Source organism: Rhizobium sp. 10N414 (genome assembly GCF_056394785.1).
Window position 1 is genome coordinate 16,717 of the sequence record NZ_JBFTIN010000017.1, and the last position, 15,161, is coordinate 31,877.

Annotated in this window: 17 protein-coding genes and 1 pseudogene; 9 read left to right on the forward strand and 9 right to left on the reverse strand. The window is 61.5% G+C overall.

The window, feature by feature from the left end:
* Positions 1 to 150 precede the first annotated feature (150 nt).
* Complete coding sequence (locus AC1DE4_RS16665; RefSeq protein WP_477882060.1) at positions 151 to 1,131, forward strand: SDR family oxidoreductase; 981 nt, start codon at positions 151 to 153, stop codon at positions 1,129 to 1,131.
* Between the two features lie 53 nt (positions 1,132 to 1,184).
* On the opposite strand, the gene AC1DE4_RS16670 is transcribed toward AC1DE4_RS16665, so the two are convergent.
* From AC1DE4_RS16670 to AC1DE4_RS16680, 3 genes and pseudogenes are all read right to left on the reverse strand, one after another.
* The gene (locus AC1DE4_RS16670; RefSeq protein WP_018860049.1) at positions 1,185 to 1,493 is read right to left on the reverse strand and encodes a Dabb family protein; all 309 of its coding nucleotides are present in this window, start codon (positions 1,491 to 1,493) and stop codon (positions 1,185 to 1,187) included.
* Between the two features lie 19 nt (positions 1,494 to 1,512).
* A complete protein-coding gene (locus AC1DE4_RS16675; protein WP_192241193.1) occupies positions 1,513 to 2,199 on the reverse strand; it encodes a hypothetical protein in 687 nt (228 codons plus the stop codon).
* 284 nt (positions 2,200 to 2,483) lie between these two features.
* Positions 2,484 to 2,756, reverse strand: a pseudogene (locus tag AC1DE4_RS16680) (phage terminase large subunit family protein); the annotation flags it as partial.
* A gap of 231 nt (positions 2,757 to 2,987) precedes the next feature.
* Here AC1DE4_RS16680 and AC1DE4_RS16685 point away from each other — a divergent pair.
* Entirely contained in the window at positions 2,988 to 3,332 is a 345-nt protein-coding gene (locus AC1DE4_RS16685; protein WP_477882062.1) for an MmcQ/YjbR family DNA-binding protein, read from the forward strand.
* A 6-nt stretch (positions 3,333 to 3,338) separates the two neighbouring features.
* Here AC1DE4_RS16685 and AC1DE4_RS16690 read toward each other — a convergent pair whose 3' ends face one another.
* Positions 3,339 to 4,253 (reverse strand): SDR family oxidoreductase, encoded by a 915-nt coding sequence (locus tag AC1DE4_RS16690; protein WP_113471203.1) that lies wholly within the window; start codon positions 4,251 to 4,253, stop codon positions 3,339 to 3,341.
* A 104-nt stretch (positions 4,254 to 4,357) separates the two neighbouring features.
* Here AC1DE4_RS16690 and AC1DE4_RS16695 point away from each other — a divergent pair, with 104 nt between their 5' ends.
* Positions 4,358 to 4,927, forward strand: a complete 570-nt coding sequence (locus AC1DE4_RS16695; protein WP_113471199.1) for a TetR/AcrR family transcriptional regulator — start codon at positions 4,358 to 4,360, stop codon at positions 4,925 to 4,927.
* Here the strand turns inward: AC1DE4_RS16695 and AC1DE4_RS16700 are convergent.
* Positions 4,920 to 5,408, reverse strand: a complete 489-nt coding sequence (locus tag AC1DE4_RS16700) for a YcgN family cysteine cluster protein (RefSeq protein WP_169682928.1) — start codon at positions 5,406 to 5,408, stop codon at positions 4,920 to 4,922. The genes AC1DE4_RS16695 and AC1DE4_RS16700 overlap by 8 nt on opposite strands.
* A gap of 187 nt (positions 5,409 to 5,595) precedes the next feature.
* On the opposite strand from AC1DE4_RS16700, the gene AC1DE4_RS16705 reads away from it, so the two are divergent.
* From AC1DE4_RS16705 to AC1DE4_RS16720, 4 genes are all read left to right on the forward strand, one after another.
* A complete protein-coding gene (locus AC1DE4_RS16705) occupies positions 5,596 to 7,734 on the forward strand; it encodes a transglycosylase domain-containing protein (RefSeq protein ID WP_018860040.1) in 2,139 nt (712 codons plus the stop codon).
* Between the two features lie 43 nt (positions 7,735 to 7,777).
* Positions 7,778 to 8,746 (forward strand): NAD-dependent epimerase/dehydratase family protein, encoded by a 969-nt coding sequence (locus tag AC1DE4_RS16710; RefSeq protein ID WP_477882065.1) that lies wholly within the window; start codon positions 7,778 to 7,780, stop codon positions 8,744 to 8,746.
* 187 nt (positions 8,747 to 8,933) lie between these two features.
* On the forward strand, positions 8,934 to 9,521 hold the full coding sequence (locus AC1DE4_RS16715; RefSeq protein ID WP_025661024.1) for a DUF1214 domain-containing protein: 588 nt from the start codon (positions 8,934 to 8,936) through the stop codon (positions 9,519 to 9,521).
* Positions 9,514 to 10,068: a DUF1254 domain-containing protein gene (locus tag AC1DE4_RS16720; RefSeq protein ID WP_018860036.1), complete on the forward strand. Its 555-nt coding sequence runs from the start codon at positions 9,514 to 9,516 to the stop codon at positions 10,066 to 10,068. Before AC1DE4_RS16715 ends, AC1DE4_RS16720 begins: the two co-directional genes overlap by 8 nt.
* A gap of 10 nt (positions 10,069 to 10,078) precedes the next feature.
* On the opposite strand, the gene AC1DE4_RS16725 is transcribed toward AC1DE4_RS16720, so the two are convergent.
* Entirely contained in the window at positions 10,079 to 10,246 is a 168-nt protein-coding gene (locus AC1DE4_RS16725) for a hypothetical protein (RefSeq protein WP_018860035.1), read from the reverse strand.
* 522 nt (positions 10,247 to 10,768) lie between these two features.
* Here AC1DE4_RS16725 and AC1DE4_RS16730 point away from each other — a divergent pair.
* Entirely contained in the window at positions 10,769 to 10,975 is a 207-nt protein-coding gene (locus AC1DE4_RS16730; RefSeq protein WP_113164334.1) for a hypothetical protein, read from the forward strand.
* Positions 10,976 to 11,150: 175 nt separating this feature from the next.
* Entirely contained in the window at positions 11,151 to 12,161 is a 1,011-nt protein-coding gene (locus AC1DE4_RS16735; RefSeq protein ID WP_477882067.1) for a DUF2336 domain-containing protein, read from the forward strand.
* Positions 12,162 to 12,167: 6 nt separating this feature from the next.
* Here AC1DE4_RS16735 and AC1DE4_RS16740 read toward each other — a convergent pair whose 3' ends face one another.
* The 3 genes from AC1DE4_RS16740 to AC1DE4_RS16750 are packed head-to-tail and all read right to left on the reverse strand — an operon-like array spanning position 12,168 to position 15,014.
* Positions 12,168 to 12,524 (reverse strand): DUF1491 family protein, encoded by a 357-nt coding sequence (locus AC1DE4_RS16740; RefSeq protein WP_026372176.1) that lies wholly within the window; start codon positions 12,522 to 12,524, stop codon positions 12,168 to 12,170.
* A 53-nt stretch (positions 12,525 to 12,577) separates the two neighbouring features.
* Entirely contained in the window at positions 12,578 to 13,510 is a 933-nt protein-coding gene (locus AC1DE4_RS16745) for a peptidoglycan-binding domain-containing protein (RefSeq protein ID WP_477882069.1), read from the reverse strand.
* A complete protein-coding gene (locus tag AC1DE4_RS16750) occupies positions 13,482 to 15,014 on the reverse strand; it encodes a sensor histidine kinase (RefSeq protein ID WP_477882071.1) in 1,533 nt (510 codons plus the stop codon). The genes AC1DE4_RS16745 and AC1DE4_RS16750 overlap by 29 nt, the downstream gene beginning before the upstream one ends.
* Positions 15,015 to 15,161 lie beyond the last annotated feature (147 nt).

Below are 15,161 nucleotides of genomic sequence, written 5' to 3' on the forward strand. Positions count from 1 at the left end.
ATGGCTTGTCAGAGTGGGACGGGAGATGCAGGCCTCCCTGCTTGCCGTCTGGGGGCGCCATAGCCTAGCCAGATTTACGCGAGACGCCCGGGTCCTTTCACGCTATGAAGGGGACCCTAGATCCCGCCTGTCAGATACCGAGGTTTCCAGATGGCTTTGAAAGTCCTTTTCATTGGCGGCACCGGCCAAATCTCTTACCCATGCGTCGAGCGCGCCGTTGCTGAGGGTCATGATGTCAGCGTTTTCAACCGCCGCCTGAGACAAGACCCTTTGCCTGCAGGCGTGACCTCGATCGTGGGTGAACTTGGATCGACCGCCTACGCGGATCTCGCCAGGGCCAACTTTGACGTCGTATGCCAGTTCATCGCCTTCACGCCCGACCAGATTGCGCGCGACATCGAGGTGTTTACGGGGCAATGCGGTCAGTACATTTTCATCTCCTCGGCCTCGGTCTATGAGAAGCCGCCACGTCACTATGTGATTACCGAGAAGACACCGGCGATCAATCCGTACTGGCCCTACAGCCAGGCCAAGATTGCCTGCGAGGAACTGCTCAAGAAATCCGAGAACCTGGCCTGGACGATCGTCCGCCCCAGCCACACGGTACGCACCGGTGTGCCGATGATGTTGGGCGATAGCGACATCATGGCAAGGCGCATGCTGGACGGCGAGCCCACCATCGTGGCAGGCGACGGCCACACGCCCTGGACACTGACCCGCTCGGTCGATTTCGCAGTGCCTTTCGTCAGGCTTTTCGGCAAGAAGGCGGCGCTTCGCGATGTTTTCCACATCACCTCCGACCGCGCGCATATCTGGAACGATATCCAAAGGGCGATCGGCAGATTGCTCGGCGTCGAGGCCAAGATCGTTCACGTGCCGACCGACACCCTGATCAAGTATAATCCGGCCTGGGAAGGTCCCTTGATCGGCGACAAGGCCTGGACTGCGATCTTCGACAATTCGAAGGTCAAGCAGGTCGCAGGTGACTTCACCTGTGCTGAAAGCCTGGATGAGATCCTCGCCGAGCCCATCATGCACCTGAAGCAGCGCCTCGCCAAAAATCGTCCACCGAAGGGTGAACTCGATGCTCTGGTCGACAGGATCTGCGCCGCGCAGAGCGCTCTCGGCTAGGCCTGCCGTCCAACCGCATCCCTAACTGGCGCGCTGGAGGGCAGGCTGCAGCATCAGCGCAGCGGCCGCTTCACCGCCGTGTTGCTCTCGTAATCCGCCGCCATCCGCATTTCGCGGATCGGGCGCACGAGGTCGATGGAGCGCTGGTAGTCTGGATGCGCCTTGTAGGCGGCAAGAGCAGCTTCGTCCTCGAATTCACCGTAGACAACGAGGTCGACATCGGTGCCTAGCTGGTCGGTCTTGATGTTGGTGCCGATCTCCAGCAGGCGGGCGTGCGGGATCGCCGTCAGGATCGACAGGCCGGCGCGCACCTTTTCCAGTTGGTCCGCGGGCGCTGTGAAGAAGACGATGTGGCGGATCACGCGGAACTCCTGTGAGCGTCTAGCCGAAGACCCGCGCGATAGCACGCAGGAGCCAGGCCTTCAACCGCGCAAGCGCACCTGCCGGCCGTTCGCGACGGATGGCCGCAAGGAAGGTCTTGCCGTAGCCGGCGAGCTTTTCCGCCCGGTCCGTACCGTTGACGATGCGGCGCGCATTGACCCAGTCCTCCGTCGTCTCGTTCAGGTGGTCGGCGAGCTTATGAGTGGCGAAAGAGCCCTGGACCATACCTTCGATCAGGATCGAAACGGCGGCGTCCATCTCCATCGCCCGGTCGGGCTCGGCCACGAGATCAATGCCGGTCAGCAAGCTCATCGCCTCGTAATTGCGCTTGTGGGTGAGCTGCACCAGGCCGCGGCCGAGCCAGCACTTGCCGTCCTCGTCTGGCCGCCAGTAAGGCGTCTTCACCCAGGAGAGCTTGCCTGACGCATAGGCATTTTCCAGGATCTCAATCGCCCTTGCGTCGGTCGTCGCCAGCGTCTCGCGCACCGGCTGCATCGTATAGGCCGTCTCGTGGTAGGCGGTCGCCATGATGTAGGCGAGCCAGCGCGGATCGGCCTCAGCCATTCGCGCTTCCCAGAAATCGAGAATCGCGGTCATGCCCTCCACCTGCGGCTGATTAAGCGCTCCCTTAAAGAGCGCATGGCGCACAGTGTTGAAAAAGAAGGGCCTGTCGATGTGGATAACCATAATACCAGCCTCAAAAAGTGGTACGGCGTTCTACGTCTCAATCGATTAAAATTAATTCAATCGTTTAAAGTGTTTAAGCGCCTGATTTACACGTAGTTTAAGCCGTGCCAGTGATTAACTCACCGTTAAATCCAGCCTCGGAGGAGAGCATGCAGCAGCCGGCCAACAGCAATCAGCCGACCATTCCCCAGCATGTCGTCGACCAGCTCGAAAACGAGTGGCGTCAAGTTCGCCCGGAGCCGCAGTCGCCACGCCCAGCACAACAGCAACCTCAACGCTAGTCCTCAGACACCCCTCACCCGGGGTTCTCCGTATCCCTCCAGCATCGGTGCCGTCAGCGCCCAGACCAGCGCATCCAGCCGGTCGGGCGAACGGCCGGATGAAAGCCCGTCCGGGCCGAAGTCGCACATCTGGTCTTCCAGCGCGACGAAGCGCCCGGCATGGGCAACGCGCCCCTGTTCGTAGAGTGCGGCAACCGGTTCGGCCCTGAGGTACTTACCGCGCGTCGCGCGCACGGTCGAGACCGGCAGGCTCTCGTCGATGCTTTTCAGCATCGATGGCGGCCAGAAACACAAAAGCCGGGTCGAACGCCCGGCTTTCAGATCCGAAAAGCTTTGCCTCGGCACTCCGCCGCGCCCGCAACTTTCCGACTATGCCATGACCCTATCAAACGACCGTCACGCCGTCAAGGATTATTTTCCTATCAAGTGAAAATTTTCCAAAGCCACCGGACTGCTTGAGTTTTTCTGATTGGTCCACATCCATCAGCATGTGCTAATTTTATCGCCATGAACCAGGAAGAGCTCATTTCCTTTGCGCAAAGCCTGCCGGAGGCGGTCGAGAGCGCGCATCATGGCACGCGCGATTTTCGCGTGCGCAGCAAGATATTCCTGACGGTGCCGGAACAAGACTATTGCGTCGTCCGCCTGACGCCCGACCAGCAACACATGACGCTGGCGGTGGCGCCCGACGACACGGCCGCGGTGCCGGGCGGCTGGGGACTGCGCGGCTCGACCCGGCTTTTCTACGGCAAGGCGAGCGACGAACTCGTGCATGGCCTCGTGCGCAAGTCATGGCAGAACGCCGCGCCAAAAACCCTGCAAAGACAATTCGTTGTCATTCCATCCGGCTAGATCGAATCAACGATAGCCGGTAGCGTCGGCGGCTTTGCCTGCGTCCATGACCTCGTCCATATACCGCCAGCAGTCCGGCCGCGAGCCGTCCACATCGTCAAAGCCGTAGATCTTGGCGAGCCCGCCGCTCGACAGCGACTGGCCGCTCCAGCGGACGCGTTCTGGATCGGCGGCAACGGCTGCCACCGCCCGGCCCGTGAAGCGCGGTGTCTCGGAGATGATGAAATGCGGCTGCACGGACGTCGCGTCGCGCCAGTTCTCCTCTCGCACATTGAAGATATCGAGCATCATTTCCGAGCGCATCCAGCCGGGCGTCAGCGCCACAGCCGTCGCGTCATGCGGCGCAAGATCCTTGGCATGCGCCCAGGCCATGCGGATGGCGCCCGTCTTGACGAGGTCGTAATATGGGCAGAGGCGGTAATGCGTGGCGTTGTATTCGGCCGTGCCGTCGGTCAGTTCGACCAGCAGCCCGCCGGGGTGCTCGACCATCAGCGCCAGCGCGAAATGCGCGGTGATCAGATGGGTGTCGATCGCCAGCCGCAGCATGTGCAGCCCCTTGTCGAGCGAGTGCTCCCAGACCGGCTTGTTCCATTCCGTCAGATGTTCGCCGCCCCAGATATCGTTGACCAGGATATCGAGCCGGCCCTGTTCGCGGCGGATCCTTTCGACCAGCACCTCGACTTCCGAAGGCATGGTATGATCGACGCGAACCGCGATCCCCTCGCCGCCCGCAGCGGTTACCATCTCCGCGGTCTCCTCGATCGTCTCCGGGCGGCCATACTCCGATTGCTTCTCCCGCGTCGTGCGRCCGGTAACGTAGACCGTTGCCCCGGCGGCCCCGAGTTCCAAGGCGATCCCGCGACCTGCGCCGCGCGTGCCTCCGGCCACAAGGGCGATCTTTCCTGAAAGCGCTGCTGTCACGTGCTTGTCCTCCACGCTGGACCAGGCGCAATGGGTGTTCGCCATTGCACTTGAATATAAACGAACGTTCGTTCATATTCGTCGCGAACACAAGAGGAATTTTCATGCCGCGACCCCGTACGCTTTCCGACGAACAGCTTCTCGACATGGTGCTCGGCCTCGTCCATTCGGAAGGTCCTGACGCGGCAAGCTTCGGCGCGGTGGCGAAGATCAGCGGCCTTTCCGGCTCGACGCTGGTACAGCGCTTCGGCACCAAGGCTGCAATGCTGCGGGCCTGCCTGCTGCGCGCCTGGGACCGGCTGGACATGGAGACGACCCGGCAGATCCAGTCTCTTCCCGAGACACCCGAAGGCGCCATCAACTTGCTCGCCGGCCTTTCCAGGGATTACGGCGACGATGCCGCGTCCTACGCTGAAGGCCTGCTGGTACTGCGGGAAGATCTGCGCGACCCGGCCTTGCGTGCTCGTGGGGCTGCCTGGGGAAAGACACTGGCGGCAGCGCTCGACCGATCCCTCGGCGCCCAAGGCAAAACGCCGCTCGGACGGCTGATTCTGTCGCAGTGGCAGGGCTGCCTGCTCTGGTGGGGCTTCGAGCCGCAAGGCTCGATCGAAGACTATGTTCGCGCTGAGCTGAGAGAATTCCTTGAGACGGTCGCTCAGCCAGCGACTACTTAGCCGCCTCCGGCTGCTGGGCCTGCGCCTCGTCGCCCACTGTCAGCGGCCAATCCACCACATAATCCTCAAAGTCGTCGACCTTGACCTCGGTTTCGTCGATCGTCCGGCCGCGCGCCGAAATGCCGGCGGCATGCACAGTCTCGGGATCGCCAGAAACCAGGGGATGCCACCAGTAAAGATCGCGCCCCTCGTTGATCAGCCGGTAGCCGCAGGTCGGCGGCAGCCAAGCGATCTCGTCAACGTTTTCCTTGGAGAGCTGGACGCAATCGGGCACGAAATCCCAGCGGTTCTCGTAGGAGGAACAGCGACAGCTGTGGTCGTCGAGCAGCTTGCAGCGGATCGAGGTGAAGTAGATGTCGCCGCTATCCCACTCCTCGAGCTTGTTGAGACAACAGAGGCCGCAGCCGTCGCATACGCTCTCCCATTCGGTCGTCGTCATCTCGGCGAGCGTCTTCGTCTTCCAGAAGGGTACTTCTTCCATCATTCCGTTCTTGCAACAGCTCCGCGCAAAATCGCGTGAGAGCTTCCATTTCTCTTGTTCTTGTCAGCCAAATCAACCAATGATTCACCAAGCTCCGGTTACTCCGGGGCACTGTCGGCAGATTTGCCATAGTCCGGCGTCAGGTTCCTCCGACGTCGAAGTGACTGATCGGGCGGGAATATAAGACGTGACGGATCCGGACAATCCAGAAAAACGACCGCGCAAGCAACGCCACCTGCTTTTGAAGATCGACTCGTGGATCGATTCGACCATCTGGAATGCCGGTTTTCGCTCGGCCGAAATCTGGGAAGACATCACCATCTTCTTCCGCCGCTTCCGCGTTCGCGGCTGGAAGCGCATTGTCTTCGAACTGGCCGGCGAAGGCCTGACATGGGGTTCCGTCGGCGCCGTCCTGATGCTCGCCCTCGCCCAGCCTGCCTTTGAAGCTACCAAGGAAGATTGGCGCAATCGCGGCGACTACGCCGTCACCTTCCTGGATCGCTATGGCAACGTCATCGGCCATCGCGGCGTCATCCACCAGAACTCCGTGCCTATCGACGAACTGCCCGACGCGCTGATCAAATCAGTGCTTGCGACCGAGGACCGGCGCTTCTTCGATCACTTCGGCATCGACGTCATCGGTCTCTTCCGCGCGCTTGTTACCAACGCCCAGGCCGGCGAAGTTGTACAGGGCGGCTCGACATTGACGCAGCAGCTCGCCAAGAACCTGTTCCTATCCAACGAACGCTCGATCGACCGAAAAATTACGGAAGCCTTCCTGGCGCTGTGGCTCGAAGCCAACCTCTCCAAGAAGGAAATCCTCTCCACCTATCTCGACCGCGCCTACATGGGCGGTGGCACCTTCGGCGCTGCCGCAGCGGCGCAGTTCTACTTCGGCAAGAGCATCACCGACGTCAATCTGGCTGAATCCGCAATGCTCGCCGGCCTGTTCAAGGCGCCGGCGAAATATGCGCCGCACGTCAACCTGCCGGCGGCGCGCGGTCGCGCCAACGAGGTGCTGACCAACCTTGTGCAAAGCGGCCTGATGACCGAGGGCCAGGTGATCGCCGCCCGGCGTAATCCGGCGACGGTCGTCGACCGCAACCAGGTGGAATCACCCGATTTCTTCCTCGACTGGGCTTTTGACGAGGTCATGCGCCTGTCGCCGCGCTTCCCCCAGCATTCGCTCGTCGTCAGGACCACGATCGACATGGGGCTGCAGAGCGCGGCCGACGATTCAGTGGAAACGTCGCTGCGCGAATATGGCGAGCGCTATCACGCCAAACAGGGCGCGATGGTGGTGATCGAAAACGGCGGCGCGGTGCGGGCCATGGTCGGCGGCCGGGATTACGGCGAAAGCCAGTTCAACCGTGCCACCAAGGCGCTGCGGCAGCCGGGTTCATCCTTCAAGGTCTACACCTATTCGGTGGCGATGGAGAGCGGCATGACGCCCGATACCATCGTCGTCGACGCGCCGATCTACTGGGGCAACTGGGCCCCTCGCAACTACGCCAATAAGTACGCCGGCCGCGTCACCATTGCGACTGCCATCGCCCAGTCGATCAACACCATTCCAGTGCGCCTTGCCAAGGAAAAGCTCGGCATCCAGCCGATCCGGGCCATGGCGAAGAACCTCGGCGTCGAGTCGCCCGTGCGCGACGACGTGACGATCCCGATCGGCACCTCCGAGGTGACGGTGCTCGACCAGGCGACCGCCTATGCCGTCTTCCCGGCAGGTGGCTACCAGTCGCGCCGTCACGGCATCACGCAGGTCCTCGATTACGGCGGCGACGTCCTCTACGACTTCGACCGTGACGAGCCGCCCGCCAAGCGGGTGCTCTCCGAGAAGGCCGACACCTACATGAACCAGATGCTGTCCCGCGTCCCCTATGTCGGAACGGCGCGAAAGGCAGCGCTCGACAACGGCATTCTGACAGCCGGCAAGACGGGCACGACGCAGGCGTACCGCGACGCCTGGTTCATCGGCTACACCGGCAACTACACGTGCGCCGTCTGGTTTGGCAACGACGACTATACCTCGACCAACGAGATGACCGGCGGCTCGCTGCCGGCCATGACCTTCAAGCGTGCCATGGACTATGCGCACCAGGGCATCACGCTTCGACAGATCCCCGGCACGCAGCCGCTGCCGCCCGACAAGACGGCAAAAACGGTCGCCGCCGCCAAGCCGGCGGAGGGCAGCCCGCCGCCCCTCGTCCGCCCCCGGATGCTCTCGGTCGAGTCCACGCACATTCTCAAGGACCTTGGCCAGGCGCTGAAGGCGGCGCCCCCGCTTGCCGCGCAAAAGGTGGCGAGCGCCGACTAAGGGCATCAGCAGTAACTGCTTCGTAGAGCGAGGGAGGCCGATCATGTCACGCATCGTCATCATCGGAGGGAGTGGCCACGTCGGAAGCTATCTGGTGCCAGCGCTTGTCGAGCGAGGCCATCAGGTCGTCAATGTGAGCCGTGGCACAGCAAAACCCTATCGCCCCCACTACGCATGGGGTGAGATCGAGAACGTCGCGCTCGATCGCGCGGCCGAGGAGAAAGCCGGCCGGTTCGGCGCCAAGATCGCAGATCTAAGGCCTGATATCGTCGTCGATATGATATCGTTCGACCTATCCAGTACACGGCACGTGGTGGAGGCCCTCCGAGGAAAGGTTGGCCATTACCTGTTCTGTAGCTCGATCTGGGTCTATGGCCGCCTTTTTGCGATCCCCTCGACCGAGACCGATCCGCCCAATCCGATGGACGCCTACGGGAGGGGCAAGGCCGAGTGCGAAGCCTGGCTGACGCGGGAGGCGCACGTCACCGGCTTTCCCGCGACCTGTTTCCGTCCTGGCCATATCGTCGGCGAAGGCTGGAATCCGATCAACCCGATCGGAAACGCGGATCCGGAAGTCTTTTCGCTGATTGCCCGTGGCGATGAACTCGTTTTGCCGAACCTCGGACTTGAAATGGTCCATCACGTCCATGCTGATGACGTGGCTCGCTGGATCATGTGTGCGATCGAGAACCGGTCGGCTTCAATCGGCGAAGTCTTCAACACGGTATCGGAACAAGCGGTGACCCTGCGGGGCTACGCGGAAACGGCATATCGCTGGTTCGGAAAGGAGCCGCGCATCGCTTACAAGCCCTTTGAAGAATGGCTTGCCGATCTCGGCGAGTATGCCGAAAGCAGTCGTGGGCACGTGATCCGAAGCTCGTGCCACTCAATTGAAAAGAGCCGAAACCGCCTGGGCTACAAACCGCGGTACACGAGCTTGGAGGCAGTGCACGAATCTGTGCGGGCGCTGATAGCTTCCGGAAAAGTCGTCGCGGCGGGCGCCGATCTTTGAAAATCGCTTGATGCCAAAAGTCTGGACGCTGATCCAGCTATCGAAAATCGACAATTAGTCGGCCTTTCGAATGGTCCAGCGTTGATCCGTTTTGGCCGGGATATGCCGCCGATACCGCCCTGCACCATTCCGCCTAGCTAGAATCAGTGGTAACCCTTTCAACTGATTTGTTTCTCAAGGGCGCATAGTGTTTCGGTTTCCTCTCTTCATAGCGATGACTCTGATTATCGCCTTTGGTGGCGGGATCATGATTTCGCTCTACGCGCTGGATGCGACGGCCGGCTTCGGCGCGATCAAGCTCGGCGCCTGGGAAGCCTTCCCCGAGCTACAAACCGAAAGCGCCGACCCCTATGCGAAATCGCACCGGGCGCGTGCCGGACGCCTGCTTTACGGAAACGCCGAAGGCCTGATGTTTACCGCCAAGGTCGATGACGCCGGCGACCGGCTGAATGCCGGCTGCAGCTACCGTATCACGGGGCAGACGCCGCCCGCCCGCATCTGGACGCTGTTTACCGCAGACAATAGCGGCAATCCTGCCTCGCTGCGACCGGGGCTTCCCGGCGCGCTGAATTCCTGGACGGTGCTGCGGCAGCCCGACAGCAGCTTCACGATCGACATTTCCGCGCACGCCCGACCGGGAAACTGGCTAGCGCTGCCGGCGGCGGGTACCTTCCAACTCGTCCTGACCCTCTTCGATACCCCGACAGCCGGCAGCTCCGGCGTTATCGACCTTGCGATGCCGAAGCTTCAGAAAACCGGATGCGGCAATGCTTAGGATCCTGTTTGCCATCCTCGCGGGACTTTTCGGGGCGGCACTCTTGCACCTCGTCATCATTCTTTCGCTGCCGCACTTTACCGGCAAGGACGCCGCCACCCGCGTCGCCTCCGAGGGCGATCTCGACAAGTTCTACCTGCTTGGGTCGACGGACGATGCCGCGGGACTTTCCAACGATGACCCTTTTGTCCGCACTGCTGTCTGCTCGTTCGACATTGAGGAAAATCCAATCCGCCTGACGGCCAAGGGCAATGTGCCGTTCTGGTCTGTCGCGCTCTATGACGAGGCTTCGAACGAGGTCTTCAGCATGAACGACAGAACGTCTGTGGGGGGAGCGCTCGACATTCTGGTCGGAACGCCGATCCAGTTGACAGAGCTTCGCAAGGCTTTGCCGCCTGACCTGCAGAAAACCATTCTCGTGGAAAGTACGCGTTCGGAAGGCTATGTGGTGTTGAGGACATTGGCGCCCCAGGCGAGCTTCGACGCAGCCGCGCGGAACTTCCTCGCGGAGGCCGGCTGCGACGAATATGCCGGCCCCTCGGATTGAAGCAATAAGTCTATTTCTTTGCCCGCGAAATGCGAGGCGCCGGGGAACGCTTCGAGCTTTCCGTCAGGCGCTCGTAACGCACGCCCGTGAAAAGGAGGATCTGTGCCTCGACTGGTTTCCTGCCCTTGCGGCGTTGCGTCTGAGACAGACGGTCCGCCAATGCGACGACTATTGCCATTCTCGTCTCCATGCACGGCCCGAGACGGATGAACTGCGGAATCTCACCCTGCCCGCCTATGCGAGCCAGCGCGTCCTGTAGAACCCGAAACCGGGCTCCGAGGCATTCGCGCCTTTCTCACGGCACCTGTTTGAAATACCGTGATGTGAAACCGGACGACCGAAGCACTCGATCGCCGTTCATACCCGAATTGAGACATATGACAGTTAACAGATCGTTAATTTCATGCCTGGACGTTAGCTATTTGCACGACGTCTTATAAACGCGCTGAGTCCCCATTTGGTTTCAAACTTCTCATAAGAAGTTTCAATCGACAATGTCGCAACGATATTAGCATTAATTCATATACTTAACGGAGGTTGTGTCGGCGATGGCGGCCCCATCACAGCTCCGTGGTTTCTCGTCACAAAAATATCAATTGCGATCCTCACCAATACCGGTAAAGTTGTGTCATCGGCCACGGGTCCGTGGCCAGGCGGCGGGGCGCCGTCTTCCGCTTATTGCGGACAGGGAGGGGTTAAAATGTCTTTGTTTATCGGTTCGACATTCTCTCCCGAGGACCTTGACGTGCTGCGCGATGCCCTCGATGCGTGGTGTGCGGAAAAGCGGATCGACATCAAGAGCGCCGAAGCCCAGATGGCAGCGTCCGCTGCGCTTGACCTCTATCAGTCCGGGAACAATAGCGCCGAGAGGCTTTTGGCGGCGCTGCGCGGACACAAAGGGCTTTAGTCACTCCGTCCCGCGGTCGTCATACGGTGAAGCCTTTCGGTACAAATTGAATAAAGTCTTTAGCAAGCGTTAACCCTGCCCATGTAGGATTTGTTCATAACCTATGTGGGGTAAGGGGCGTCCCTTCGCGTCCAGTCCTGCGACATCCCTTTTTGCGTTTCCAGGGTGTGTTCTTGTGCGTGACCGGTTCCGAGACCTAGAGGCCCCATCCGCCAGCCGGAAGAAGGACGTGGTTCTCATGGCGACCGTCAGCAGCTTCGAGGGATTGCAGCCGCCAACCCGCTCCGAACTGCGCCAATTCGCCGAACTCTTCACGCCGCTGTTCCAGGCCTCCTCTCTCGAGGCAAAGCGTCAGGCCGTGGCAGCCCTTTCCCAATGCCCGCAGATTCCACCCGCCGTCGCGCTTTTCGTCGGCTGCCAGTCGATCGACATTGCAGCGCCGTTCCTCACATCCTCGCCGGCGATCGACGACGAGACCTTGATCACCATTGCGCGCACCCAGGGCAGCGCACACATGAAGGCGATCGTCAGCCGGGATGCGCTTTCCCCGCGGGTCATCGACGCGCTGGTCGGCCTGCGTCAGGCGGAACAGCGGCTGGCAGCTCCGGCTGCGGTCGAAACCGGCATCGTACCATCCGAACCGCCGGTTCCGGCTTCCCTCGAGGAAGCCGAGGCTGCAGCGCGCCTCGCGAGTGAAGAGGAGATACGCAATAGAATCAGGGAGTTGGCACGTCATGTCAGCCGCCCGGAAGGCGATCGCCTCGGGCTGCGTAACCTGTCGCCGATCCAGGCCGCACTCCTCGTCCGCTTTGCCCGCAATCGCGAAGCGGCGCTCTTTGCAAAGGCGCTTGCCAGCGGGCTTTCGGCAAGCCGCTGGCTTGCAGAGCGCATTATGCTCGATATCTCCGGTCAGCAACTGGCGACCACGCTCATCAGTCTCGGCCTGGACTTCCGCGACGCCGTCTTTGTGCTCGAAAAGCTCTACCCGCACCTCGCGGAACCGCAGCATGGCGTCACGCGCGCATGGATGGTGCTGGACAGTCTCGATCTGGAAGAGTGCAACGCCCGCGTCGACGCCTGGCGACGCGCCGACAGCTATACCTACCTGCCCGAAAAAACAGAAACGGCGCAAGCCGCCCATGAGGAACCGCCCGCCCAGGACAGGCGCATCATCCGTACACGCTGACTTTGACTAGAGCGGGTTCTCGCGCCCGTCGCCAAGCGGAACGATATCCCCGAGCTCATCGGCTTCAAGCTCGACGATCCAGAGGTCCGGGTCGAACTTCCGCTCACGCTCGAGCATTTCCCTGACCCGATCAGGCTCTTCGCGCGTCAGCCGTTGCTCGAATAGGCGCTCCCCGCTCGTCTCGTCGTCGAAGAGGCTTTGCGGCGCTGGGCCGTAGAGCGTCTCAAGACCATCGCGGAAGTGCTGGCGAATGAAGATGGCGCCCGCCTCGTCGGCACCCTTTGCCTCGACAGCGGCAAAGTCACCTTTGGCAAAAACCCGGCGCAGGAGGGCGGAGACGAAAATATCGGTGCGTAATCTCATCGGCGAGCTATAGCAGACAAACGGCAAGCGGCAATGCTTGGCATTGCCGGGCTTCAGAGCGCGCCGATCTCCTTGAGCTTCTTCAAGACCGCTTCGCTCGGCTCGCCATTCTCGGGAAGGTTGTAGTGCTTCTGGAAGTGGCGAATGGCGGTGCGGGTCTGTTCTCCCGGCACACCGTCAACGCCGACATTGGCGTAGGCCATGTTGCTGAGGCCCTTCTGGATCTTCAGGACGAGATCCACAGTCGACAACTCCGCGGATGGTGCGGCTTTCTTTGCAAGTGTCGGCGCGGTCTTCACACTCTTTTCGGCGCTGCGGATGGCGGCGGCGACAGGATCCTCGGCGGATGCCTTCGAGGTGATGTCTTCGCGCGGCTTTTCCAGCGGGATCGCCGAGGGGCCGACCGAGTCGGTTCTGAGCGCTACCAGCACATCTGGCGTTGCGTCGCCCGTCTGCGGCATGCCCACGGTTTCTTCGAAGAAGAGGATCGCCGCACTGGTGCGCGGGCCGATGACCCCATCCGGAGTGCCGTTGTAAAGGCCACGCCGGACCAGTTCGGTCTGGATGTCCATGACGATCTGGCTCGGCTGCTGCCCGCCGGGAGCGACTGGCGGCGTCGCATTGGTCTGCGTGACGTCGGCCTCGTCCTGCCGCTGGATCTTGAAGGTGGTGACATTCCCGCTTTGCTCCTCGATGACCGGGCGACCGCCGAGCACGTTCGGAAAGAGCGGATCGCGGGTGCGCAGGAACGGGTGCGGATGCGCCCCTGGCTGATACCAGAGCGCGTTTGCGGCGACGAAGCTGAAGATGACAAGGAAGGCTGCCGTACCGCCGGCAACCGACGGGTTGCGGCCGATCACGCCGCCGAGCACGCTTGCGCCCTGCAGCCCGATACCGCCGACCATGGTTGCCCCTGTGAGAAGGAGGCTCGGCCGTTTCTGTCGGCCTCTCCGTCCCTTAGGCGATTTTCGCTTGCTCGCGGCCATCGAAAAGCCCCTCTTCCAAAACGCCCGCTCGCGCCGGCACAGCCTTCAGTCGCGGCGGAAACTCGACAAGATCGTTGCGGGCAGTACCCACAGCCGGAATGCCAGAGCCATCCGCTGCAATGGAAATCGTAATGATCGTACCGGCGCCCGGCGTGCTGGCGATTGCGAAGTCGCCGCCATGCAGCGCCACCAAGCCCTTCACCAACGACAGGCCGAGTCCCGTTCCTTCGAATCGGCGGCTATAGTCGTTCTGGATCTGGACAAAAGGTTGGCCGAGCGTTTCCAGCTTGTCGCCGGGAATGCCGATGCCGGTGTCGCTCACGCAGAGGTTCAGAACGCCGTCGCGCATCGACGCGTCGATCGAGATCGCACCGCCCGCATCGGTGAATTTCACGGCATTGCCAACCAGATTGATCAGGATCTGCTGGATCGCGCGCTGATCGGCCACGACCTCGTCGAGACCGCGCTGCACTCGGCTTGTCAGCGATACACCCTTGGACTTCGCCTGCAGCGCCAGCATGGCCTCGCAGGAACGAACGACGGATGCAATGTCGAAGGGTTCGAGGCAAAGCTCGTAGCGCCCCGCTTCGATCTTGCTCATGTCGAGCATGGTGTTGACGACGGAGAGCAGGTGCGCGCCGGATTCCCTGACAAGGCCGACATATTCCCGCTGGCGGTCGTTTTCGAGCTTGCCGAAATACTCGCCGAGCAGGATGTCGGAGAAGCCGAGGATGGCGTTGAGCGGCGTGCGCAATTCGTGGCTGACGGCGGCAAGGAACCGCGATTTTGCATCGTTTGCCGAGCGGGCGTCGGCGGCGCGGTTCTGCGCCTCCTGCCGTAACTGCTGCTCCACCGAGACATCGCGTAGCTGGGCAATCACGCTGAAGAGCGTGCCGTCGCCGTCCTGCCGCGCGGTCATATCCATACGCAGGTAGGCGAACTGCCTGTTGTCACGCGAAACCGAAGGGCGCTCCAGCCGCAGATCGACCGCGGCAGTCGCCTCACCCTGGCGAAGCTGATCCAGCGCCTGCAGGAAAAGGATGCGGTCAGAGACATGTATCTGATCGACAAAGCCCTTGCCGATCGGATCACGCATCCAGGCGAGATATTCGCGCTTGTCACGACCGCCGACGGCAGTGACGTTGCCCTGCGGATCCAGGAAGAAGGCGAGACCGGCGGTTGCTTCCATGAAAAAGTCTTCGGCGACAGGCGCGGCAATCGGCGCTGTTGCCGTACCCTGACGCGACAGGGCAATGCTGCCCACCGCAGAAAACAGGAAGGCCGCGCAGACGGTTGCGACACCGACGGGTAGCGCAATGGCAGGACTGGTCACAGAAGAGAGCCCAACGGGGACCGCGACGAGAGCCGCCGACGAAAGCAGCGCCAAGCGGCGCAGGATCATCAATTCACGCTGGCGCACCGCTGTGCCCCCTCCTGTCCGGGAGAGCCAGCTTTCCACCGCCCGGTCCACGAGGGCTGCCGCCCGCTCTGCGATCTTACTCATTACACGCACGCAATACCCGCCCAAAAAAGGCTTTTTACCAGGGCCGACAATAGGCCTTGGGCGCTTAAGGAAAGGATAAGGGAAAAGCCGCCTCCACACCGCAGAAGAGCGAAATGTCCCGTTTTTGGACATATGGAAGCGGCTTTG

Excerpts from the sequence above, each read along its gene's own strand:
- AC1DE4_RS16675 (WP_192241193.1), bottom strand. The coding sequence starts at position 2,199 with ATGGTTATCCACATCGACAGGCCCTTCTTTTTCAACACTGTGCGCCAT.
- AC1DE4_RS16685 (WP_477882062.1), top strand. The coding sequence starts at position 2,988 with ATGAACCAGGAAGAGCTCATTTCCTTTGCGCAAAGCCTGCCGGAGGCG.
- AC1DE4_RS16720 (WP_018860036.1), top strand. The coding sequence starts at position 9,514 with ATGCTTAGGATCCTGTTTGCCATCCTCGCGGGACTTTTCGGGGCGGCA.
- AC1DE4_RS16740 (WP_026372176.1), bottom strand. The coding sequence starts at position 12,524 with ATGAGATTACGCACCGATATTTTCGTCTCCGCCCTCCTGCGCCGGGTT.
- AC1DE4_RS16710 (WP_477882065.1), top strand. The coding sequence starts at position 7,778 with ATGTCACGCATCGTCATCATCGGAGGGAGTGGCCACGTCGGAAGCTAT.
- AC1DE4_RS16700 (WP_169682928.1), bottom strand. The coding sequence starts at position 5,408 with ATGGAAGAAGTACCCTTCTGGAAGACGAAGACGCTCGCCGAGATGACG.
- AC1DE4_RS16665 (WP_477882060.1), top strand. The coding sequence starts at position 151 with ATGGCTTTGAAAGTCCTTTTCATTGGCGGCACCGGCCAAATCTCTTAC.
- AC1DE4_RS16725 (WP_018860035.1), bottom strand. The coding sequence starts at position 10,246 with ATGGCAATAGTCGTCGCATTGGCGGACCGTCTGTCTCAGACGCAACGC.
- AC1DE4_RS16745 (WP_477882069.1), bottom strand. The coding sequence starts at position 13,510 with ATGGCCGCGAGCAAGCGAAAATCGCCTAAGGGACGGAGAGGCCGACAG.
- AC1DE4_RS16730 (WP_113164334.1), top strand. The coding sequence starts at position 10,769 with ATGTCTTTGTTTATCGGTTCGACATTCTCTCCCGAGGACCTTGACGTG.
- AC1DE4_RS16695 (WP_113471199.1), top strand. The coding sequence starts at position 4,358 with ATGCCGCGACCCCGTACGCTTTCCGACGAACAGCTTCTCGACATGGTG.
- AC1DE4_RS16750 (WP_477882071.1), bottom strand. The coding sequence starts at position 15,014 with ATGAGTAAGATCGCAGAGCGGGCGGCAGCCCTCGTGGACCGGGCGGTG.